The 21,177-nt window shown below is 66.2% G+C and carries 20 protein-coding genes; 16 read left to right on the forward strand and 4 right to left on the reverse strand.

Features of this window, described 5'->3' with window-relative positions:
* Position 1 precedes the first annotated feature (1 nt).
* Positions 2-1,276 carry a Na+/H+ antiporter NhaA gene (nhaA, locus tag OVY29_RS19550; RefSeq protein WP_037554488.1) on the reverse strand — a complete coding sequence of 425 codons (1,275 nt, stop codon included), beginning with the start codon at positions 1,274-1,276 and terminating at the stop codon, positions 2-4.
* A gap of 138 nt (positions 1,277-1,414) precedes the next feature.
* Between nhaA and OVY29_RS19555 the strand changes: the two genes are divergently transcribed.
* From OVY29_RS19555 to OVY29_RS19575, 5 genes are all read left to right on the forward strand, one after another.
* A complete protein-coding gene (locus tag OVY29_RS19555) occupies positions 1,415-2,839 on the forward strand; it encodes a glycosyl transferase family protein (protein WP_081933027.1) in 1,425 nt (474 codons plus the stop codon).
* Positions 2,836-3,981, forward strand: coding sequence for a hypothetical protein (locus OVY29_RS19560; protein WP_152567581.1), 1,146 nt, complete (start codon positions 2,836-2,838; stop codon positions 3,979-3,981). Before OVY29_RS19555 ends, OVY29_RS19560 begins: the two co-directional genes overlap by 4 nt.
* Before the next feature lie 106 nt (positions 3,982-4,087).
* A complete protein-coding gene (locus tag OVY29_RS19565) occupies positions 4,088-4,996 on the forward strand; it encodes a sulfite exporter TauE/SafE family protein (RefSeq protein ID WP_037554486.1) in 909 nt (302 codons plus the stop codon).
* Positions 4,993-5,766 (forward strand): TIGR02186 family protein, encoded by a 774-nt coding sequence (locus tag OVY29_RS19570; protein ID WP_037554483.1) that lies wholly within the window; start codon positions 4,993-4,995, stop codon positions 5,764-5,766. The genes OVY29_RS19565 and OVY29_RS19570 overlap by 4 nt, the downstream gene beginning before the upstream one ends.
* A gap of 209 nt (positions 5,767-5,975) precedes the next feature.
* Positions 5,976-7,565 (forward strand): ATP-binding protein, encoded by a 1,590-nt coding sequence (locus OVY29_RS19575; protein WP_235211470.1) that lies wholly within the window; start codon positions 5,976-5,978, stop codon positions 7,563-7,565.
* A 58-nt stretch (positions 7,566-7,623) separates the two neighbouring features.
* Here the strand turns inward: OVY29_RS19575 and OVY29_RS19580 are convergent, their stop codons facing one another.
* Both OVY29_RS19580 and OVY29_RS19585 read right to left on the reverse strand, forming a co-directional pair.
* The gene (locus OVY29_RS19580; protein WP_037554481.1) at positions 7,624-8,745 is read right to left on the reverse strand and encodes a cell wall hydrolase; all 1,122 of its coding nucleotides are present in this window, start codon (positions 8,743-8,745) and stop codon (positions 7,624-7,626) included.
* A gap of 96 nt (positions 8,746-8,841) precedes the next feature.
* On the reverse strand, positions 8,842-9,330 hold the full coding sequence (locus OVY29_RS19585; RefSeq protein ID WP_037554480.1) for a DUF1772 domain-containing protein: 489 nt from the start codon (positions 9,328-9,330) through the stop codon (positions 8,842-8,844).
* A 217-nt stretch (positions 9,331-9,547) separates the two neighbouring features.
* Here OVY29_RS19585 and rimP point away from each other — a divergent pair, with 217 nt between their 5' ends.
* From rimP to rbfA, 5 genes are all read left to right on the forward strand, one after another.
* A complete protein-coding gene (rimP, locus tag OVY29_RS19590) occupies positions 9,548-10,099 on the forward strand; it encodes a ribosome maturation protein RimP (RefSeq protein WP_037554478.1) in 552 nt (183 codons plus the stop codon).
* Positions 10,099-11,754 carry a transcription termination factor NusA gene (gene nusA / locus OVY29_RS19595; protein ID WP_037554475.1) on the forward strand — a complete coding sequence of 552 codons (1,656 nt, stop codon included), beginning with the start codon at positions 10,099-10,101 and terminating at the stop codon, positions 11,752-11,754. Before rimP ends, nusA begins: the two co-directional genes overlap by 1 nt.
* Positions 11,735-12,493, forward strand: coding sequence for a DUF448 domain-containing protein (locus tag OVY29_RS19600; protein WP_313911949.1), 759 nt, complete (start codon positions 11,735-11,737; stop codon positions 12,491-12,493). Before nusA ends, OVY29_RS19600 begins: the two co-directional genes overlap by 20 nt.
* 17 nt (positions 12,494-12,510) lie before the next feature.
* Positions 12,511-15,051, forward strand: coding sequence for a translation initiation factor IF-2 (gene infB, locus OVY29_RS19605; RefSeq protein ID WP_037554471.1), 2,541 nt, complete (start codon positions 12,511-12,513; stop codon positions 15,049-15,051).
* 156 nt (positions 15,052-15,207) lie between these two features.
* Positions 15,208-15,609, forward strand: a complete 402-nt coding sequence (gene rbfA, locus OVY29_RS19610; RefSeq protein ID WP_037554469.1) for a 30S ribosome-binding factor RbfA — start codon at positions 15,208-15,210, stop codon at positions 15,607-15,609.
* An 87-nt stretch (positions 15,610-15,696) separates the two neighbouring features.
* Here rbfA and OVY29_RS19615 read toward each other — a convergent pair whose 3' ends face one another.
* The gene (locus OVY29_RS19615; protein ID WP_037554468.1) at positions 15,697-17,115 is read right to left on the reverse strand and encodes a WS/DGAT/MGAT family O-acyltransferase; all 1,419 of its coding nucleotides are present in this window, start codon (positions 17,113-17,115) and stop codon (positions 15,697-15,699) included.
* A gap of 119 nt (positions 17,116-17,234) precedes the next feature.
* Here OVY29_RS19615 and OVY29_RS19620 point away from each other — a divergent pair, with 119 nt between their 5' ends.
* The 6 genes from OVY29_RS19620 to rpsO are packed head-to-tail and all read left to right on the forward strand — an operon-like array spanning position 17,235 to position 21,098.
* The gene (locus OVY29_RS19620) at positions 17,235-18,182 is read left to right on the forward strand and encodes a bifunctional helix-turn-helix transcriptional regulator/GNAT family N-acetyltransferase (protein ID WP_052182121.1); all 948 of its coding nucleotides are present in this window, start codon (positions 17,235-17,237) and stop codon (positions 18,180-18,182) included.
* Between the two features lie 41 nt (positions 18,183-18,223).
* Positions 18,224-18,826 carry a thymidine kinase gene (locus OVY29_RS19625; protein WP_037554464.1) on the forward strand — a complete coding sequence of 201 codons (603 nt, stop codon included), beginning with the start codon at positions 18,224-18,226 and terminating at the stop codon, positions 18,824-18,826.
* On the forward strand, positions 18,819-19,355 hold the full coding sequence (locus OVY29_RS19630) for a GNAT family N-acetyltransferase (RefSeq protein ID WP_037554462.1): 537 nt from the start codon (positions 18,819-18,821) through the stop codon (positions 19,353-19,355). The genes OVY29_RS19625 and OVY29_RS19630 overlap by 8 nt, the downstream gene beginning before the upstream one ends.
* A 50-nt stretch (positions 19,356-19,405) precedes the next feature.
* Positions 19,406-19,813 carry a DUF6491 family protein gene (locus OVY29_RS19635; RefSeq protein WP_052182120.1) on the forward strand — a complete coding sequence of 136 codons (408 nt, stop codon included), beginning with the start codon at positions 19,406-19,408 and terminating at the stop codon, positions 19,811-19,813.
* 33 nt (positions 19,814-19,846) lie between these two features.
* Entirely contained in the window at positions 19,847-20,803 is a 957-nt protein-coding gene (gene truB, locus OVY29_RS19640) for a tRNA pseudouridine(55) synthase TruB (RefSeq protein ID WP_037554461.1), read from the forward strand.
* A gap of 25 nt (positions 20,804-20,828) precedes the next feature.
* Complete coding sequence (gene rpsO / locus OVY29_RS19645) at positions 20,829-21,098, forward strand: 30S ribosomal protein S15 (RefSeq protein WP_037554459.1); 270 nt, start codon at positions 20,829-20,831, stop codon at positions 21,096-21,098.
* Positions 21,099-21,177 lie beyond the last annotated feature (79 nt).

The following is a 21,177-nucleotide window of genomic DNA, read 5'->3' on the forward strand; positions in this document are numbered from 1 at the left end:
CTTAGCCGTGGGCTTCGGACGTGTCACGCACATCGCCGTCGGTGGCGATCTCGCCGTTCGAAGCGCTTTCGACCGCGCTGTGCTGCGGATGAAGCGGCGCGAAGCGGAGTATGGCAAAGCCGGCGAGTGCCGCCACGAGCGAGCCCATCAAGATGCCGATCTTCGCTTCCTCGATCAGCAGCGCGTTGCCGGGGAAGGCGAGCCCGCCGATGAACAGGCTCATCGTGAAGCCGATCCCGCACAGCATCGCGACGCCATAGACCTGCAGCCAGGTCGCCCCGCGCAGCCGGCCCGCAATGCCGAGTTTGACCGAAAGCCAGACGCTGCCGAAGATACCGATCTGCTTGCCGAGGAACAGGCCCGCCGCGATGCCGAGGGGCAGCGGCGCGAAGACCTGGTCGATGCCCAGGCCGCGGACGTCGACCCCGGCGTTGGCGAAACCGAACAGCGGCACGATCGCGAAGGCGACCCACGGGTGCAGCGCATGTTCGAGCCGGTGCAGCGGCGAGGTCTGGCTGTCGGGTGCGCCGGGCGTGCGCTCGAAGGGGATCATTATTGCGGCGAGCACACCGGCGATCGTCGCATGGACGCCCGAGAGCAGCATGGCGTACCAGAGGAGAAGGAACATCAGCAGATAGAGGATGAGGCTCTTCACCCCCGCGCGGTTCATCGCGAACATGAGGGCGAGGATCGCCGCGGCGGCACCCAGCGCAGCCACGTTGATCTTGGCGGTGTAGAAAAGGGCGATGATCGCGACCGCCCCCATGTCGTCGACGATCGCAACGGTGACGAGGAACAGCTTGAGCGAGGTCGGTGCGCGCTTGCCGAGCAGCGCGAGCACCCCCATCGCAAAGGCGATGTCGGTCGCCGCCGGGATCGCCCAGCCCTGCGCGAGCCCCGGTTCTTTCCCGGCGAAGAGCATGTAGAGCGCCGCCGGCACCGCCATACCCGCCGCCGCGGCGATGAAGGGCAGCCGCCGCCGGTCCCAGCTCGCGAGCCGGCCATCGACGAACTCGCGCTTGATCTCGAGCCCGACGAGCAGGAAAAACACCGCCATCAGCCCGTCGTTGATCCACAGGTGAACCGTCATCGGACCGAGCTTGTCGGTGAGAACAGGGCCGGTCACCGCATGAATAGCGTGTTCGTAAGTCTCGGCGAACGCCGAATTGGCGACAATCATCGCCAAAATGGCGGCGAAAATGAGCAGCATGCCGCCGGCGCTCTCGCTCTCAAGAAAATCGCGCAATGCAGAACGGGGCGGAAAACTGCGAGTCATGGGTAAGCTATTTCCTTATTTCGTCAGCGAATTTGACAGTTAAGCGTTGATATGGGCCCGGCTTTACAAACCGGGCCCATTCACTAGCACTATAGATGGGAATGACATTAGGTCATCGAGGGGCGCGGGGCTAGCATATTGGGGCTGTCGACCGCATGGCTGGAATGGCTGGCGCTGGGGGCCGGTCATGAACTGATGCTGTTCGCATCGGTCGGAATATTGTTGTTCGGGCTCGACGACCTGCTGTTCGACGCCTTGTGGCTGGCGACGCGCGGCCGCGATCCGGCGCGGGTTACCGACGCGCCGCCGATCGAGGGGCGCTTCGCGGTGTTCGTGCCCGCGTGGGACGAAGCCGAAGTGCTTCCCGCGATGCTGCACCGCACGCTCGCGGCGTGGCAGGGGGAGGATTTCCGGCTTTATGTCGGCTGCTATCCCAACGACGCCGCGACGCTGTTCGCCGTGTCGCCGCTGATCGCGCGCGACCGGCGGCTGCGGCTGGTGATCGGGGGCCGCGACGGGCCGACAACCAAGGGCGACAATCTCAACCGGCTTTGGACGGCGCTGGGCGAGGATGAGCGCGCCGAAGGCAAGCGTTTTGCCGCGATCGTCCTTCACGATGCCGAGGATCATGTCCACCCCGAGGAACTCGCGCTTTATCGCCGCTATCTGGGCGAAGACGCGATGGTGCAAATCCCCGTCGTTCCCCTCATCAAGCGCGAGGAGCGGTGGGTTGGCGGCCATTATGGCGACGAATTTGCCGAGGCGCATGGCAAGGAACTGGCCGTTCGCTCGCGCCTTGGCCTGCCCTTGCCTTCGGCGGGCGTGGGTTGCGCGCTGACGCGGAGCACGCTCGCGCTGCTGGCGATCGAGCGCGGGGGCGAGCCCTTTTGCTGCGACAGCCTGACCGAAGATTATGAGATCGGCATGCTGATCGGGGCCTATGGCCTTGGCACGCGCTTCATCGACACGGTCGGACCCGCCGGCGACCGGATCGTGTCGCGTGGCGCTTTTCCGGGCGAGGTTGAAAAGGCGGTGCGACAAAAATCGCGCTGGATCGCGGGTATCTCGCTTGCCGGATGGGATCATCTGGGCTGGCCGGGTTCGCGGCAGGTCGACGCGGGGGTCTCCGCCAACCGCGCGTGGCTCGCGCGGTGGATGCTGTGGCGCGATCGCCGTGCGCCGCTCGCCGCCCTTGTCCTCCTCGCCGCCTATGCCGGGGCGATCCTGACCGGACTGGGCCTGGCGGGGCAGTCGCTTTTCGGCTGGGATGCGATCGTCATCGGAGAGGATATGCGGCTGCTCCTCGCGCTCAATCTGCTGCTGCTCTGCTGGCGGCTGGGAATGCGCGGCCATTTCACGGCGCGCTGGTATGGCCTAGGCGAAGCGCTGGTTTCGGTGCCGCGCGCCTTCGTCGCGAACGTCATCGCGATTCTCGCGGCGCGCCGTGCGGTCATGCTCTACTGGCGAATGCTGCGATCGGGCGAAGTGGTGTGGGACAAGACCGACCATTGCCGAAGCGAACCGGTCCCTGAGGATGCCTTCGTCCGGAGAGCCGCGCGATGATGGCGCGGCGCATCGGCGCGCGCCGCGATGCACCGGCGCTGCGCTTCCTGCTGCTGTGCGTCGGCGGCTGGATCGCCCTGCGCGTCATGATGACGTGGAATCCCGCCATGTCGGTGCCCCCCGATGTGCCGGCGATGCCGTGGGCGCCGCCTTCATCCTTTGTAACCGGAGGCGGCTTGGCGGACGGCCGGTCCTTTGCCGATGGCGTGCCGGAGAAGGCCATATCGGCGCAACGCGCGGGCCTCGATCGTCCTTCGGCGGCCCCGCGGCCAGATGACTCCAATGCACCCCCCTCCGCGGAGACCGGGACGCCTTCGGGGGGCTTTGCCGCCGACCGCCACAACCTCCGCCTTGCGCTGATGGCGCGGCTGTTGCCGTCGCGGCCGGGAGAGGTCGCGCGTTCGGCGGTGGGCGGGAGCGCGCCCTTATGGTTCCCGCCGGCCGCGACGACAATAGCCGCGCCCGGACAGGGCGCCCCCTTCTGGATCCGGCGTCAGCTTTCGAGCTGGTCGCTCGGAAGCTGGCTCTATCTGCGCCAGGGGTCGGGGGATGCGCCCGAAACCATTGTCGGTGCTGGCCAGCTCGGGGGCAGCCAGGCGGGCCTTCGGCTCGCTTATGGTTTCGGGGACACCGGCCGTTTGCGCGCCTTTGGCCGTGCGACGATCGCGCTGCAACGGACGCGCCAGCGCGAGCTGGCCTTCGGTCTCGCCTTTGCCCCGCTGGCGCAATTGCCGGTCGATCTCGCGATCGAGCAGCGCGTTGCGGCCGGACCCGAAGGCCGCACCGCGCTCGCCGTCATGGCCAGCGGCGGTGTTTCGGATGTCGCACTTCCCGCCGGCTTCCGGCTCGATGCCTATGCGCAGGCCGGCATCGTCGGCGCGCGGCGGCGCGACGGCTTTGCCGACGGGGCTATCGTCGTCGATCATCGCCTCGGCGCCCGCGAGACCTCGCTGCGGCTTGGCGCGCTTGCCGCGGGCGCGGTGCAGCCCGGCGTGGCGCGCGTCGATGTCGGGCCGCGGCTGACGCTGCGCCTTCCCGATGTGGGCGAAGGCAGCCGGATCGCGCTCGACTGGCGTCAGCGCGTCGCGGGCGACGCGCGCCCCGAGAGCGGCCTTGCCCTGACCCTCGCCGCGGACTTCTGATTGAGCACGAAATAAGGCGCTACAGCCGATTCCCCGTGCCGGAAAAATGGTCTAGGGTCCTTGGAATCGGCGCTCTTCCGGCGTCGTCGATACGCATTCGGGGCCCATGGATCTCTATCTCCCAGTTGCCAATCTTTCGGTCAATGCGCTGGTCATCATCCTGCTCGGTGGCGGGGTGGGCTTTCTGTCGGGCATGTTCGGCGTCGGCGGCGGCTTCCTCACCACGCCGCTGCTCATCTTCTATGGCATTCCGCCAACGGTCGCCGCCGCTTCGGCCGCGACGCAGGTCACCGGCGCCAGCGTGTCGGGCGCGCTCGCGCATCTCGAGCGCGGCGGGGTCGACCTGCGCATGGGAACGGTGCTCGTCGCGGGCGGCCTCGTCGGCTCGCTGATCGGCGCGGGACTGTTCGAACTGCTCACCGCATGGGGTCAGATCGATACGGTGATCAACATACTCTATGTCGTGCTGCTCGGCTCGGTCGGCGGGATCATGGCGCGCGAGGCGTTGGGCGCGCTGCGCACCATGCGCGCCGGGCTGCCCGCGCCGGCGCGCAAACGGCGCCACCACCCGATGGTCGCCAACCTGCCGCTGCGCTGGCGCTTCTATCGTTCGGGCCTCTATATCTCGCCGCTCGCGCCGCTGATCCTCGGCATGGCGGTCGGCATATTGACGATGCTGCTCGGCGTCGGCGGCGGCTTCATCATGGTGCCCGCGATGATCTTCCTGCTCGGCATGGGGACGCAGGTGGTCGTCGGGACCTCGCTGTTCCAGATCTTGTTCGTGACGATCGCGACGACGATGGTCCACGCGATGACGACGGGCGCGGTCGACATCGTGCTCGCCGGACTGCTGCTGCTCGGCAGCGTCACCGGGGCGCAGATCGGCGCGCGCTTCGCCCAGCGGGTGAAACCCGAATATCTGCGCATGGCGCTGGCGGTCATCGTGCTGCTCGTCGCGGCGCGCATGGCGGTCGACCTCTTCATACGCCCCGACGAAATCTACACGGTGCAATGACCCGGGTTCGCGCCTTTGTCCTTGCGCTCGCATTCGCGCTGCTGCCAACAGCTGCGGCGAGCGCCGCCGATCCGCGGCTCGTCCCCGACGTATCGAGCCGCGCGATCGACATCCAGTACAGCTTCACCGGCGAGGAACTGCTGCTGTTCGGCGCGATCCTCTATCCCGGCCAGCGCCTGCCCGACGACCGCGCCGACATCGTTGTCGTGCTCAAGGGGCCGGTGCGGCCGATCGTGCTGCGCGAAAAGCGCCGTGTGGCGGGGATATGGGTTAATGCGAACAGCATCCGGCTGCGCACCTCGCCCGGCTTCTATGCGATCGGATCGTCGCGGCCGATCGACAAGCTGGTCGACGAACGGACCGCGGCAATCTTCGAGCTCGGCCTTGCCAATCTGTCGATGTCGCCGACCGGATTTCCGGAAGCGAAAACGCTCGGACGGTTCGAAGCGGGGCTCATCGACCTTTATCGCCGCGCGGGGCTATTCGTCGAAAACCCCGCCGCGGTCGAAATCACCGAGGGCGTGCTCTATCGCGCCCGCATTCCCGTGCCGGCGCGCGTGCCGGTGGGTACCTATCGCGCCGAAACCTATCTGATCAGCCGCGGCCGGGTGCTCGCGGTCGCGGCGCGCGACGTTCAGATCCGCAAGGCCGGGTTCGAACGCTTCGTCGCGCTCGCAGCGGAGCGCCATGGCTTTCTCTATGGTCTTTCCGCGGTGCTCCTGTCGCTCGTGCTCGGCTATGGCGCGTCTGCGATTTTCCGCCGCCGTTAGAGACAAGCTTTTAGTCCTAAGTTCACGGCCTATTTACCCTCGTCTGCGATAGCTGGAGCCGGGACCACAATAGGCGGGGCGGATATATGGACATGCAGGGTGGCGGATTCGGCGCCGGGGATTTGACGGCGGCGCAGCATGTGCGTCTGGCGGGCGGTGGCGTGGCGGCGCCGGTCGTGCCGGTAGCCAACCATCATCGCGATGACCTGATGATCGGCGAAGTCGTCGATATTTCCGGCTCGGCCTCGCGCATCCTGCTCGATTCCGCGGTGATCGGAAAATTGGCGTCGTCGACCGATGCTGCGGTGGCGATGGCCGGGCAGGTCGGGGCGCAGGTAAAGGTGCGCGTCGGCAATGTCTGGCTGATCGCGAGCATCCGCGACCAGCAACTCGACACGCGCGGTGAAGGGCTGATTATCGCGACGATCGATTTTCTTGGCGAGGGCGAAGAGGAAAAGATCACCGGCCGCATCCATAATTTCCGCCGCGGCGTCACGCGCTATCCGATCCCGGGCAGCCAGGTTTTTGCCGCGACCAGCGCCGACCTCAAACAGATTTACGCCGCCGACGAGCGCGCGCATGTCGAGATCGGCACCGTCTATCCGACCAAGGATATTCGCGGTTCGCTCTATGTCGATGCGATGCTCGGCAAGCATTTCGCGCTGCTCGGCTCGACCGGTACCGGCAAGTCGACGAGCGCCGCGCTGATCCTCCACAAGATTTGCGAACTCGCGCCACAGGGCCATATCGTGATGGTCGACCCGCACGGCGAATATTCGGCCGCCTTCAAGGGCACCGGCGCGCTGTTCGACGTCGACAATCTCGCGATGCCCTACTGGCTGATGAATTTCGAGGAACATTGCGAAGTGTTCGTCACCGCCGAAGGACGCGACCGCCAGGCCGACTGCGACGTGCTCGCGCGCTGCCTGCTCCAGGCGCGGACCAAGAACCGGCTGGCAGAGGGCATGACCAAGATCACGGTCGATTCGCCGATTCCCTATCTGCTCTCCGATCTGCTCAACATCCTCCAGAACGAAATGGGCAAGCTCGACAAGGCGACCTCGTCGGCGCCGTTCATGCGCATCAAGGGCAAGATCGAGGAAATGCGCGCCGACCCGCGCTACAATTTCATGTTCTCGGGGATGCTCGTCGCCGACACGATGGCGAACTTCCTCGGCAAGATCTTCCGCCTGCCGTCGGACGGGCGGCCGATCTCGATCATCGACGTGTCGGGGGTGCCGTCGGACATCACCGGCGTCGTCGTCGCGGTGCTGTCGCGCCTGACCTTCGACTATGCGATCTGGTCGCGCGGCGAGCCGCAGCGCCCGATCCTGCTCGTCTGCGAGGAAGCGCATCGCTACATTCCGTCGAAGGACGTCGGGACCGGGCAGGCGGTGCGCAAGATCCTCGAACGCATCGCCAAGGAAGGCCGCAAATATGGCGTGTCGCTGGGGCTCATCACCCAGCGCCCGTCGGATCTTGCCGAAGGCGTGCTGTCGCAGTGCGGCACGATCATTTCGATGCGCCTCAACAACGAACGCGACCAGCATTTCGTGAAAGCGGCAATGCCCGAAGGCGCACGCGGCTTCATCGATTCGATCCCGGCGCTGCGCAACCGCGAATGTATCATCTGCGGTGAAGGCGTCTCGATCCCGATCCGCGTTCATCTCGACACGCTCGAAGAGGAAAAACGGCCGGCGTCGAGCGATCCGCTCTTCTCGAAGCTGTGGCGCGAAACCGGCGGTGAGGCGGAAATCCTGGAACGCGTCGTCAAGCGGTGGCGCAGTCAGGGGCGGTAAATCGCTTCACCCACCTCGCGAAAACCGCGAGCGCTGCGTTCAGCCCGAGCCGAAAGCCTCAGCCTTTCCACTCACCGCTCTTGAGGAATTCCTCGCGAATCTGGCCTGACTGGTTAAGCCGCGGATCGGTGTAGGTCGGCGTCGCGGCGGGCGGCGGCGCGGTGGTCGCCGGCGGCGTTATCGCGCCGGGCAGCGGCGCCGGGGTGACATCGGGCAGCGGCGCGGCGGGACCGCCGAGCATCGGTGCGGGACCCGCGCCGGGGGCGAGGCCCTGGCCCTTGAGGATCGCGAGCTGCTGCGCGAGCGGCAGATAGGGACCGGGAACCGGTTCGCGGCCCGGATAGGGCGCACGGAACGCGTCGGGCATTCCCCAGCGGCCGCGCCAGCGGTGAAAGATGTGCGCGCCGACGATATTGGTCATCACCAGGCTTTTGCCCCAGCGCGGCCAGATCGCCTGCGTGTGATAATGGGTCGCCAGCCCGACTTTCGGGAAGACAAAGCCTCCCAGCGCGGCCGATGCGATACGGCTCGCGCGCAGCCAGTTCCGCCGTTCGGGCGCGCGCGCCATCGCACCGTCGCAGCTGAAGGTGAATTGGCACACGCCCGCGCGCTGCGATCCCTGGAAGACGACGCCGCACACAGTGTTGGGAAAGCTCGGATGGCGGACGCGATTGATCACCGTCTGCGCGACCCCGCGCATGCCGTCGTCGGTCTCGGACGCCGCCTCATAATAGAGGGCGGCGGTCAGGCAATAATGCGCGCGCTCGCGATCGAGCGCGGTGACCCCGCGAAAGACATAGGGTTTGGCGGCCGGTCCGACGAAGGCCTCCTCGCGCAGCAGCGCGGGATCGGCGGGGGGCAGCGCGGTTGCATTGCTATATCCGATGCTCGTCGGATCGGGCAGCGACGGGTCGATTTTCAGCGCCGCCTGATAATCTTCGGCATTCATGATCGCCCAGCGTTCGGGGTCATAGGCCCGGAAATCGATCGGCACCGACACGCTGTACGGGCCGAAGACCGCGGGTGCGCGCATTTGACCGCTCGACAACAGGAAGGCGAGGCACGCGACCGCAACCACTCCGACGATCGCCGCCCAAAAAGCGCGCCCCGGCCCTGCCGGTTTTTCCGGCACCGGGTCGCGCCACGTCGAGCGGGCGGTGAGGGACAGTTCGGGCTTCATGCGCGTTTCAAATTCCGTCGGCGCTCGGCGCGCGATTCGCGCGAAGCGGCCAACCCGCCTTATACGCCGAAACGCCAATAAAATGTTTCGCCGTCGTCAGGCGCGTTCAGCAAGCGCGACGACGAAGAGGATCAGGGCCGCGGTCGAGGCGAGTGTGCGGATATGATTCCAGGCCGTCCACTCCTTGAGAAAGCGTGCCCAGACCGTCTGCCCCCCGGCTGTCATGGGATCGCTCGCGTCGAGCGCATTGTTGCGCGGGACGTTGAAGATCATCGTCACAACGAACATGCCGAGGAAATAGACCACGCCCCCGGCCAGCGCCGCGCAGGCGCCCGCTTCGTCCCAATGCAGCGCGCTGATCACCGCGAGCGCGAGGCTCGACAGGCTCGATCCAGCGAAAAGCGGCATGAAAAGCGAGCGCTGGATCACGCGATTGATGCTGTTCATTGCCGCGACGCCCGCGGGGATGTCGATGCGCGCGAACGCTGTCATCACGAAGGCAGAGAATGCGAAATAGAGTCCGGCGAGCAGCCCGCAGGCGACGATCGAGAACCAGAGCAGGGCGGTGATCAAAACGTCGGCCATGTTGAACTCCGTATGAGAGGCGGCCACCCATAGTCTCTTTCGTCGATCGCGCGAAGGCGTTCGACGGGCCATGGTCCATTCCCCCTTGCCGACTCACCGTGGCAAGCCTATATGCGGCCTACTTCTTGACATGGTTAGCCAGTTGGGACGTCGGGGCCGCGGGCCGCGGCGGCCATAGCTGCATGGCTTTCCGGTCATCCGAATTGGAAAGACGGACTTGGTCGATTTCGACGCCCTCAATGCGATCATCGCGCCCGAAGCCGAGGCGATGGGCCTTGCGCTCGTGCGCGTCGCCTTTTTTGGCGGCGATAGCGACCCGACGCTGCAGGTGATGGCCGAACGGCCCGACACGCGCCAGTTGACGATCGACGATTGCGCCGACCTGTCGCGCCGCATTTCGGACCGGCTCGACGCGCTCGAGGAAGCGGGCAAGGACCCCATCGACGCCGCTTACCGGCTCGAAGTCTCGTCGCCCGGCATCGACCGCCCGCTGACTAGGCCCGCCGACTTCGCCGACTGGGCGGGGCACGAGGCGAAAATTGCGCTGAAGGAGAAGCGCGACGGACGCCAGCGCTTCAACGGCGAGTTGGTTGGCATCGACCCTAAGGGCGATGTCGTGATGATTACTGATAAAGAAGGTGTGCAGCATCATCTGCCGTTCGACGCGATCGACACAGCAAAGCTCGTTCTCACCGACAAATTGATTGCCGCAACCGTCCCGCTCTCGACCGAGGGCGCCGACGAAATGGAAGAAGAAGGACAGGACTGATGGCCACTGCCATTTCCGCCAACAAGGCCGAGCTGCTCGCGATTGCCAACAGCGTCGCCAGCGAGAAGATGATCGACAAGGGCATCGTCATCGAGGCGATCGAGGAAGCGATCCAGCGCGCGGCGCGCGCGCGTTATGGCGCCGAGAACGACATTCGCGCCAAGCTCGACGCGCAGACCGGCGACCTCCGTTTGTGGCGCGTCGTCGAGGTGGTCGAGCAGGTCGAGGATTATTTCAAGCAGGTCGATCTCGCTTCGGGCCAGAAGCTGCAGAAGGACGCCAAGATCGGCGACTTCATCGTCGACCCGCTGCCCGCGGTCGATCTTGGGCGCATCGACGCCCAGTCGGCGAAACAGGTGATCTTCCAGAAGGTGCGCGAAGCCGATCGCGAGCGCCAATATGAAGAATTCAAGGACCGCGCGGGTGAGATCATCACCGGCGTCGTGAAATCGGTCGAATTCGGCCACATCGTCGTCAACCTCGGCCGAGCCGAAGGCGTGATCCGCCGCGACCAGCAGATTCCGCGCGAGCTGATGCGCGTCGGCGACCGCGTCCGCGCGCTGATCCTGTCGGTGCGCCGCGAGAACCGCGGCCCGCAGATTTTCCTCAGCCGCGCGCATCCCGACTTCATGAAGAAGCTATTCGCGCAGGAAGTGCCTGAAATCTATGACGGCATCATCGAGATCAAGGCGGCCGCCCGCGACCCGGGTTCGCGCGCCAAGATCGGCGTGATCAGCTACGACGGTTCGATCGATCCCGTCGGCGCCTGCGTCGGCATGAAGGGCAGCCGCGTGCAGGCGGTCGTCCAGGAAATGCAGGGCGAAAAGATCGACATCATCCCCTGGTCCGAAGATACCGCGACCTTCGTTGTCAACGCGCTACAGCCCGCCACGGTGCAGCGCGTCGTCATCGACGAGGATGACAGCCGCATCGAAGTCGTCGTCCCCGACGACCAGCTGTCGCTCGCCATCGGCCGCCGCGGCCAGAACGTCCGTCTCGCCAGCCAGCTGACCGGCAGCCAGATCGACATCATGACCGAGGCCGACGCGAGCGAGAAGCGCCAGCGCGAATTCGTCGAACGCTCGACGATGTTCCAGGAAGAACTCGACGTCGACGAAACGCTCGCGCAGCTGCTCGTCGCCGAAGGTTTCGGCGAACTCGAAGAAGTCGCCTATGTGCCGCTCGACGAACTGGCGAGCATCGAGGGCTTCGACGAGGAACTCGCGCAGGAACTGCAAAGCCGTGCCGCCGAAGGGCTCGAACGCCGCGAAGAGGCGTCGCGCGCCGAACGTCGCGAACTCGGCGTCGAGGATGCGCTCGCCGATATTCCGCATCTGACCGAAGCGATGCTCGTTGTGCTCGGCAAGGCCGGGATCAAGACGCTCGACGACCTCGCCGACCTCGCGACCGACGAACTGATCGCCAAGAAGCGCACCGACAACCGCCGCGGCCCGCCGCGCAGCGAGCGCGCCGAGGACAAGGGCGGCGTGCTCGGCGAATATGGCCTCAGCGAAGAGCAGGGCAACGAGATCATCATGGCGGCGCGTGCGCACTGGTTCGACGACGAACCTGAGGAGGCGGCTGCGCCTGCCGAAGCCGGGCCCGCGGCGGAGCCGCAAACCGGGGAGGCCGCCGATGCGGACCCCGCGCAATGATCAGCTAAGCGAAACCGACCGCGCAAAGGGGCGCGGCCACCATGTGCCCGAGCGGCGCTGCGTCGTGACCGGTGAGGTTTCGCCGGCGGAGCGGCTCGTGCGCTTGGCGCTCGGCCCCGACGGCAGCATTGCCCCCGACGTCCATGGCAAGGCGCCGGGGCGCGGCGCATGGATCGGCGTCAATCGCGCCGACCTCGAAGCGAGCCAAGTCAAGGGCAAGCTCAAGGGCGGGCTCGCGCGCGCTTTGCACGAAGGCAACATCGCGATTCCCGACGATCTCGGCGCGCGGATCGAGGCACAGCTCGCGCGCGCGACGCTCGACCGGCTGGGGCTCGAATCGCGTGCGGGCACGCTGATCAGCGGCAATGACAAGATCGAGCAGGCGGCGCGCCGCGGGCAGGTTCGCCTGCTCCTTCACACGAGCGATGCGGGCGAGGACGGCCGCAAGAAATTGGCGCAGGCGTGGCGCGTCGGCGAGGACGACGAAGGCTCGGGCCGCGAGGGTCTGGTCTTGCCGGTGGACCGCGGCACCCTATCTATGGCATTGGGGCGCGAGAATGCGGTGCATCTGGCGATTGTCGACGCCCGCGCCGCCGACCGGGTGCTGGCGCATTTGAGCCGCTGGCAGTTTTTCACCGGATGGAGTAGGGACGCGGCCAATCGCGTTTCGAACACAGCTTCCCGCACGTCGGGGACAGGGGATACGTCCGCGGCTTCCGCCGTTTCGGACGCGTTTTGAAGGAATGATGGTTTTCGATGAGTGACGAACAGGACAAGCCGACCCTTAGCCGCAAGCCGCTCGGGCTGAAGCGGACGGTCGAGGCCGGACAGGTGCAGCAGCAATTCAGCCACGGCCGCCGCAATACGGTGGTGGTCGAGGTGAAGCGTCGCCGCGTGCTTGGCCGTCCGGGCGAAGCCGCCCCGGCACCCGAGGCCGAAGAGGTCCAGGCCGCTCCGGCGCCTGCGCCCGCCCCCGCGCCCGCGCCGACCTCCAAGCCTGCCGCGCCGAAGCCCGCGCCCGACAGCCTGATGACGCGTCAGGAACGTCAGGCGCAGTTGCTGCGCGAGGCCGAGGAAGCGCGCATGGCTGCGCTTGAGGAAAACCGTCGCCGCGACGAAGCCGCGCGCGCCCGCGCCGCCGAGGAAGAAAAGGCCCGTGCCGAGGCGCGTCAGGAACAGGCGGCTGCCAAGGCTGCCGAACCCGCGCCCGCTCCGGCGGCACCCGAACCTGCCGCCGAAGCGCCCGCCGCTGCCGAACCGCAGGGCGAGGCCGCCGCGCCGCGCCCGGCGACGACGGCGAGCGCCGCGCCCGCGCCGCGCCGCTTCACCCCGGTCGAGGCGCCGAAGCGCCCCGAACCCAAGCGCCCCGAACCCAAGGCGAACCGCGGCGCCGACAATCGCCGCCAGTCGGGCAAGCTCACCGTCACGCGCGCGCTCAACGAGGATGAAGGTGCGCGCGCGCGCAGCCTTGCGGCGCTGAAGCGCGCCCGCGAAAAAGAAAAGCGTTCGCACACCGCCTCGTCGGGTCCGCGCGAGAAGCAGGTCCGCGAAGTCGTCGTGCCCGACACGATCACGGTGCAGGAACTGGCGAACCGCATGGCCGAAAAGGGCGCCGATCTGGTCAAGGCACTGTTCAAGATGGGCATGCCGGTCACGGTCAACCAGACGATCGATCAGGACACTGCCGAACTGCTCGTCACCGAATTCGGGCACGAGATCAAGCGCGTCAGCGAAGCCGATATCGACATCCGCCACGACGAGGATGTCGACGATGCCGCGCAGCTCAAGCCGCGCGCGCCGGTCGTGACGATCATGGGCCATGTCGACCACGGCAAGACCAGCCTGCTCGACGCACTGCGCGGCGCCAATGTGGTGTCGGGCGAAGCCGGCGGCATTACGCAGCATATCGGCGCCTATCAGGTGAAAACTCCCGACGGGAGCCAAGTCACCTTCCTCGATACGCCGGGCCACGAAGCCTTCACCGAGATGCGTCAGCGCGGGGCGAACGTCACCGACATCGTCATTCTGGTGGTCGCCGCCGACGACGGGCTGAAGCCGCAGTCGATCGAGGCCATTGCCCATGCGAAAGCCGCGGGCGTGCCGATCATCGTCGCGATCAACAAGGTCGACAAGGAAGGCGCCAATCCGCAGCGCGTCCGCGAACGCCTGCTCGAGCACGAGCTGGTGGTCGAGGAAATGGGCGGCGACGTCCAGAATGTCGAAGTGTCGGCGCTCAAGAAAACGGGCCTCGACAAGCTGCTCGATGCGATCGCGGTGCAGGCCGAGATCATGGAATTGAAGGCCAACCCCGACCGCGCCGCCGAAGGTACGGTGGTCGAGGCGAAGCTCGACAAGGGCCGCGGCCCGGTGGCGACGATCCTCGTGCGCCGCGGCACGCTGAAGGTCGGCGACATCTTCGTCTGCGGCGCCGAAAGCGGCCGCGTCCGCGCGCTCGTCGACGATCAGGGCAAGCAGGTCAAGGCCGCGGGTCCCTCGATGCCGGTCGAAGTGCTCGGCCTCGGCGGCGTGCCGATGGCGGGCGACACGCTGACCGTCGTCGAGAATGAAGCGCGCGCCCGCGAAGTCGCCGCCTATCGCCAGAGCGAAGCGCTCAAGAAGCGCACCGCGCAGGCGCCGGTCAGCCTCGAGGGCATGTTCTCGGCGCTCGCCGACAAGGCGAAGGTCATCGAATATCCGGTGGTCATCAAGGGCGACGTGCAGGGCAGCGTCGAAGCGATCGTCAACGCGCTCAACCGCCTCTCGACCGACGAGATCCGCGTTCGCGTGCTCCAGTCGGGCGCCGGCGCGATCACCGAGAGCGATGTGACGCTGGCTGCGGCGACGGGGGCGCCGATCATCGGCTTCAACGTCCGTCCGAACGCCAAGGCGCGCGAGATCGCGAACCGCGAAAAAGTGCGCTTCATGTATTATGACGTCATCTATCACCTGACCGCCGACGTGGCGAAGGAGATGGCGGGCGAGCTGGGTCCGGAGCGTATCGAAAATGTCGTCGGCCGCGCCGAGGTCAAGGAAGTCTTCCCGGCCGGCAAGCGCGACAAGGCCGCCGGCCTGCTCGTGCTCGAAGGTTCGATCCGCAAGGGGCTGCATGCGCGCCTCACGCGCGAGGACGTCATCGTCTCGGCAACGACGATCGCTTCGCTGCGTCGCTTCAAGGACGACGTCGCCGAAGTGCGCGCCGGCCTCGAATGCGGTGTCGTGCTGGCCGATACGAACGACATCAAGCCGGGCGACCATCTCGAAGTCTTCGAGGTCGAGCTGCGCGAACGTACGCTGTAATCAAGACCTTCTCCCGCCGGGAGAAGGATATGAAGCCTTGCCGCGGAGCGGCTAGGCGGAGTTGGATGAGGGTGGGGATAGCCCTCACCCAGCTGCGACTAGCGGGCAAGCCGCAAGTCTTCGCATCCCTCTCCCGGCGGGAGAGGGGAGGGTGAAATGAGACACAAGGAACAATCCGAAGGACCTTCCGTCCGCGTGCTGCGCGTGGGCGAACAGGTGCGCCATGTGCTGAGCGAAATCCTCGCGCGCGGCGATGTGCATGACGATATTCTCGCGACGCATCCGGTCAGCGTGACCGAAGTGCGCATGTCGCCCGACCTCCGCCACGCGACCGTCTTCGTAAAGCCGCTGCTGGGCAAGGATGAGGAGGCGGTGATCAAGGCGCTGCGCACCAACACCGCCTATCTCCAGCGCGAGGTCGCGCACCGTATCCGCATGAAATATGCGGCGAAGCTCAAATTCCTCGCCGACGAAAGCTTCGACGAGGCGAGCCATATCGACAAATTGCTGCGCGACCCGAAGGTAATGCGCGATTTGGGCGAGCCTGGGGCCGAATAATCCGTCGCCCCCGCGAAGGCGGGGGCCGCTGGCAGCTTTGCGCCACGACGATGGCGGCCCCCGCCTTCGCGGGGGCGACGGCTATTCCTACTTCCCCTTGATCCCCGCCGCCGACTCCAGCTCGACCAGCGCTTCCTCCAGATAGTCGATCATCCGCTGCGCGTGCGGGACGCTGCGGCGGCACGCGGTGATGCCGAAGTCGATATTCTTGAAATTCGACACCTGCGTGATGTTCATCGCCATGCCGTCGACCGGGATGCTCGCGGGATACATGCCGTCGAGCCTAGCGCCGTTCCAGTACATCTGCTCGCGCGGGCCGGGGACGTTCGAGATCGTCACCGAATAGGCGGGAAATTTGTCGGCGGTACGCGTCAGCGCGGTCAGCATCATCGGGAAGCTGGTGATCGCGGTATAGAGCTGGATCTGCGCCGCCGTCATCGCGCGCAGCTGCGCCTTTGCCGAATTCATCGATTCCTGGATCATCGCCATGCGCGTCGCTGGATCGTCGACATGCGTCGCGAGGTTCGCGGTCACCGACGCGACCGAATTGCCCGAATCGACATCGTCCTTAGGCCGGATCGACACCGGTGCCATGGCTTTCAATGGCTTGTCGGGCAGCTCGTTCAGCGATTGCAGATATTTGCGCATCGCCCCCGCGCACATGCCGAGCACCGCGTCGTTGATCGTGCCGTCATAGGCCTTGCCCATCGCCCTGACCCGTTCCAGCGACCAGCTTTGCGCGACGAAGCGCCGCGCGCCGGTGATGTTGCGGTTGAAGCTGGTGCGCGGCACCCCGGCAAAGGGCGTCGCGAGGCCGTCGCCGCCGATGCCGAACATCGCCGCGAGATACTGGTTCATCGCTTTCGTCACGCCGACGCTGTTGCCCCACTGCTCCTTCAGGAAGTCGCCGATCGCCTTGATGTCGGTGAGGTTCGGGCGCGCGGGTTTCTTCGGCGGTGGAAACTGGCGCTTGTAGGCCTCATAGGCTTCGACCGACAGCGGTGAGGCGGCGCGGCGTTCCGCGGGATCCGCCGACAGCATCGAATTATAGAAATGGATGCTCGCGGCGCCGTCCATCAGCGCGTGATGGACCTTCTTGAAGGTCGCGATCTGGCGGTTCGGCAGTCCCGAGATCAGCGTGATCTCCCATAAGGGCCGCGTGCGGTCGAGCAGCCCTGAGTGCAGCCGCGAGGCGAGCTCGAACATTTCACGATAGCGCCCCGGCTTTGGCAGCGCGGCGGCGCGGACATGATAGTGCATATCGATGTCGCGGTCGGGGGTGAGGCGGATCGGGCCGTACTGGCCGAAGGGTGTCAGTTTCAGCACCTCGCTGAACGGCCGCCGCAGGCCCTCGGACTGGCGGAGCAGCGCAAGCTGGTCGTTCAGCCACTCGGTCTCGTCGGCGCCATCGGGCAGCGTATAAAGGTTGATGCCGCCGATGTGCATCGGCATCTCGCGGCTCTCCCCCCACAGGAACATCGCGTCGGTCACCGGCATCAGGCGCATCGGCAGCTCTCCCCGCTCAAAAATGCTGCATCTTTTGCGCGCAGCATGGCATCCGCCGGGAACGAGTCAAGCGAGGCATAATAGTTGACATTGACAACCAATTGTACGACGGTTGCGCCATGGCTCCTTCCACTTCCCCTGATCCGCGCCCGACGCTCGTGCCCGCCGTTGCCGCGCTGCGACGATTCAACCGCTTCTATACCCGGCGGATGGGTGCGCTCGATCCGCACTATATGGGCAGCGAACTGTCGCTCGTCGAAGCGCGGATCTTGTACGAGATCGCGGTCGGCGAGCCCGCCCTCGCCAAACAAATTCAGGAAGGGCTGGGCGTCGACGCCGGTTATCTCAGCCGGATTATCGGCAAGTTCGTGCGGCGCGGCTGGATCGCGCGCGGGCGCGGCGTTGACGCGCGCGAGCGGCCGATCGTGCTGACCGCCGAAGGTCGCGCGGCCTTTGCCGCGCTCGATGCGCGAACCTTCGACCAGACGGCACAGCTTCTGGGCGGGTTGCCCGACCCGGATATCGCGGCACTGGGCGCAGCCGTCGACTGGATCGCCGACCGGCTGGGTCGCGGCGCGAGTGAGCCCCATCGCGTCAGGACGTGGGCGGTGGGCGACATGGGAATGATCACCGCGCGGCAGGCGATCCTCTACCACCAGGCCTATGGCTGGGGATCCGGCATGGAAGCGCTGATCGGCGAGATCACCGCCGCCTTCATTCGCGGTTTCCAGCCCGGCCGCGAGCAATGCTGGATCGCCGAGCGCGCGGGGCGCATGATGGGTTCGGTCTTTCTGGTCGCCGAGGACGAGGGCGTCGCGCGGCTGCGCCTCCTCTATGTCGAGCCCGAGGCGCGCGGGCTCGGGATCGGTGCCGACCTCGTCGCCCGCTGCGTCGAATTTGCGCGCGCGGCGGGGTATCGGGAGATCGTGCTCTGGACGCACGCCGTGCTGACCAGCGCGCGCAAAATCTACGCGGCGCAGGGGTTCACGGTCGAGTCGGTCGAAACGCATGACGATTTCGGCAAGCCCGAAGTGAGCGAAAGCTGGCGGTTGCGGCTCACCGCTTGAACGGGGTGGAACGCCGCCCGGATTGCTCCTAAGCACCGGCCATGGCCAAGCTCTATTTCTACTACGCCAGCATGAATGCGGGCAAATCGACGACGCTGCTGCAGGCGGATTTCAACTATCGCGAGCGCGGCATGGAAACGATGCTGTGGACCGCCGCGCTCGACGACCGTTATGGCGCCGGGCAGATCACCAGCCGCATCGGCCTGCTTGCCGAGGCGCATAAATTCGATCCCGACAGCGACATGTTCGCGGCGGTGACCGGGGAAAACCGCCAGCGCCCGCTCGCCTGCGTGCTCGTCGACGAGGCGCAGTTCCTGTCGCGTGGGCAGGTGCTGCAGCTGGCGCGGCTCGCCGACGAGGCGGACATCCCGGTGCTCTGCTATGGCCTGCGCACCGATTTCGCCGCGAACCTCTTTCCCGGCTCGGCGGCGCTGCTCGGGCTCGCCGACGCACTTGTCGAGCTGAAGGCGGTGTGCGAATGCGGGCGCAAGGCGACGATGAACCTGCGCGTCGACGAGAACGGCCGCGCGGTGGTCGAGGGGGCGCAGACCGAGATCGGCGGCAACGACCGCTATGTCGCGATGTGCCGGCGTCACTTCATGGCGAAGCGGCGCGAAGCCGCCGGAGTGCTTGCCGATGCTTGATCGTCTTTACACCGAACTCGCCGACGGCGACCTCCGGCTCGTCAAGCTGGCCGAGCCCCACCGCGAAGCGCTCCGAGCCGCCTGCGCCGCCGACGCCGACGTCTGGCCGATCTATTCGTCGAGTTTCGATCCGGAGCATTTCGATCAGAGCTTCGATACGCTGATCGGCGGCAAGTTCCGCATGCCCTATGCGATCTTCGACGGCGAGCGGCTCGTCGGCATGACCGCCTGGCTGCGTCCCGACATGTCGGCGCAGACGGTCGAGATCGGCAACTCCTATATCCATCCCGACGCGCGCGGCACCGGCCTGAACGGGCGGCTCAAGAAGCTGATGATCGACCATGCCTTCGCGGTCGGCATCCGCCGCATCGAATTCCGCATCGACGAACGCAACAAGCGCAGCCAGGCCGCGGTCGCCAAGCTCGGCTGCACCAAGGAGGGCGTGCTGCGCTCCGAGCGCATCACCTGGACGGGCTATGTGCGCGACACCGGGCTCTGGTCTTTGCTCGCGGGTGAGTGGGGGCGATAAAGACGGGGTCAGCACGGGTTCAGACTCGATCTGCTATGCGCACCGTCACTATGAAATCGAAACTCGCACTCTCCCTGGCCGCCTTGCTGCTTCCCCTTTCTGCGGCGGCGGCCATCGAGCCCGCGGGGGAAGCGCGCGCGCTCGGCGTCGAGGCCAGCATCATATTCCCCAGCGACAGCTCGATCCGCAACTGGAAGGCCGACCGCGGCCGCGGCATCTGGATTCAGGACCGCCAGCGCAACTGGTATTACGGGACCTTCGCCGGTTTTTGCCGCGACGTCGATTTCGCGCAGGCGATCGGTGTAGAAACGCGCGGCGCCGGGCGGCTCGATAAATTCGCGTCGATCATCGTGCGCGGCGAACGCTGCCCGCTCTCCTCCTTCGTCACCTCGGCGCCGCCGCCGTCGAAGCGCGACAAGACAAAGGACATCATGGGCGAAAAGCCCGCAGCAAATTGACAATTGCTGCCTGGCACGCCTAGCGGCGCTGCGATGAACGGCTGGATCATTCTCGACAAACCCGTGGGACTCGGCTCGACGCAAGCGGTCGGCGCGGTGAAGCGCGTGTGCCGCGAGGCGGGGCTCGGCAAGGTCAAGGTCGGCCATGGCGGGACGCTCGACCCGCTGGCGTCGGGGGTGCTGCCGATCGCGCTCGGCGAGGCGACCAAGCTGTGCGGGCGGATGCTCGACGCGTCGAAGATCTATGACTTCACCATCGCCTTCGGAACCGAGACCGCCGGGCTCGATGCGGAAGGTGAGGTTGTCGCTTCGAGCGATGTGCGCCCGACGCTCGCCGAAATCGAAGCGGTGCTGCCGCGTTTCACGGGGGCGATCGAGCAGGTGCCGCCCGCTTATTCGGCGATCAAGATTGATGGCGAGCGGGCGTATGACCGTGCGCGGAAGGGCGAGGCGGTCGAGATGAAGGCGCGCGCGGTGACGGTCTTCTCTCTTCGTCATGCCGGACTTGATCCGGCATCCATTCCGACAGGGCGTGAATGGACCCCGGATCAAGTCCGGGGTGACGAGAATGGGGAAGGCGCACTGGAATCCATCACCCTCACCGCGCATGTCTCGAAGGGCACCTATATTCGCAGCGTCGCCCGCGACATCGCGCGCGCGGTCGGCACGGTCGGGCATGTCACCATGCTTCGCCGCACCAAAGCGGGGCCATTCACGCTCGAACAGGCGATTTCGCTGGACAAATTGAACGCATTCGGCCAAGGGGCCGCGCAATCAGAAATATTTCTGCCGCTCGAGGCAGGGCTGGTCGACATCCCGGCTCTGAACCTTTCCCCGGAAGCGGCAGGGGCGATCCGTCAGGGTCGCGTCTGGACCGGGGGGTGCACCGAAGACGGGCTCTATTGGGGAAGGGACAGCGACATGCGTCCCGTTGCCCTGATCGAGGCTTTGGCGGGAACGCTGAAGGTCGTCCGGGGCTTCAATCTGTAACAAGGATGTTCGAGGAAAACTATTTATGTCGATTACCGCCGAGCGCAAAGCCGAAGTCATCAAGGACAATGCCCGCGAAAAGGGCGACACCGGTTCGCCGGAAGTCCAGGTCGCGATCCTGACCGACCGCATCAACACGCTGACCGAGCATTTCAAGGCGCACCACAAGGACAACCACAGCCGCCGCGGCCTCCTCATGATGGTCAACAAGCGCCGCAGCCTCCTCGACTATCTGAAGAAGAAGGACGAGGCCCGCTATTCGGCGCTGATCGCGAAGCTGGGTCTCCGCAAATAAGAGTTTCTGGCGGCCCCGGACTTCCGGGGCCGCTGTCATATTGGCTCCGCGCAAAGTGCCGGACCACAGGGCCGCTCCC

This window comes from Sphingopyxis sp. SE2 (assembly GCF_032227185.1).
Classification (GTDB): Bacteria; Pseudomonadota; Alphaproteobacteria; order Sphingomonadales; family Sphingomonadaceae; genus Sphingopyxis.

Bases quoted from the DNA above. Each gene is read 5' to 3' on its own strand.
- rbfA (WP_037554469.1), top strand. From the start codon at position 15,208: ATGAGACACAAGGAACAATCCGAAGGACCTTCCGTCCGCGTGCTGCGC.
- OVY29_RS19615 (WP_037554468.1), bottom strand. From the start codon at position 17,115: ATGCGCCTGATGCCGGTGACCGACGCGATGTTCCTGTGGGGGGAGAGC.
- OVY29_RS19620 (WP_052182121.1), top strand. From the start codon at position 17,235: ATGGCTCCTTCCACTTCCCCTGATCCGCGCCCGACGCTCGTGCCCGCC.
- OVY29_RS19570 (WP_037554483.1), top strand. From the start codon at position 4,993: ATGACCCGGGTTCGCGCCTTTGTCCTTGCGCTCGCATTCGCGCTGCTG.
- OVY29_RS19565 (WP_037554486.1), top strand. From the start codon at position 4,088: ATGGATCTCTATCTCCCAGTTGCCAATCTTTCGGTCAATGCGCTGGTC.
- OVY29_RS19630 (WP_037554462.1), top strand. From the start codon at position 18,819: ATGCTTGATCGTCTTTACACCGAACTCGCCGACGGCGACCTCCGGCTC.
- OVY29_RS19575 (WP_235211470.1), top strand. From the start codon at position 5,976: ATGATCGGCGAAGTCGTCGATATTTCCGGCTCGGCCTCGCGCATCCTG.
- OVY29_RS19600 (WP_313911949.1), top strand. From the start codon at position 11,735: ATGCGGACCCCGCGCAATGATCAGCTAAGCGAAACCGACCGCGCAAAG.
- OVY29_RS19635 (WP_052182120.1), top strand. From the start codon at position 19,406: ATGAAATCGAAACTCGCACTCTCCCTGGCCGCCTTGCTGCTTCCCCTT.
- OVY29_RS19560 (WP_152567581.1), top strand. From the start codon at position 2,836: ATGATGGCGCGGCGCATCGGCGCGCGCCGCGATGCACCGGCGCTGCGC.
- nusA (WP_037554475.1), top strand. From the start codon at position 10,099: ATGGCCACTGCCATTTCCGCCAACAAGGCCGAGCTGCTCGCGATTGCC.
- nhaA (WP_037554488.1), bottom strand. From the start codon at position 1,276: ATGACTCGCAGTTTTCCGCCCCGTTCTGCATTGCGCGATTTTCTTGAG.
- OVY29_RS19625 (WP_037554464.1), top strand. From the start codon at position 18,224: ATGGCCAAGCTCTATTTCTACTACGCCAGCATGAATGCGGGCAAATCG.
- infB (WP_037554471.1), top strand. From the start codon at position 12,511: ATGAGTGACGAACAGGACAAGCCGACCCTTAGCCGCAAGCCGCTCGGG.
- rpsO (WP_037554459.1), top strand. From the start codon at position 20,829: ATGTCGATTACCGCCGAGCGCAAAGCCGAAGTCATCAAGGACAATGCC.
- OVY29_RS19585 (WP_037554480.1), bottom strand. From the start codon at position 9,330: ATGGCCGACGTTTTGATCACCGCCCTGCTCTGGTTCTCGATCGTCGCC.
- truB (WP_037554461.1), top strand. From the start codon at position 19,847: ATGAACGGCTGGATCATTCTCGACAAACCCGTGGGACTCGGCTCGACG.
- OVY29_RS19580 (WP_037554481.1), bottom strand. From the start codon at position 8,745: ATGAAGCCCGAACTGTCCCTCACCGCCCGCTCGACGTGGCGCGACCCG.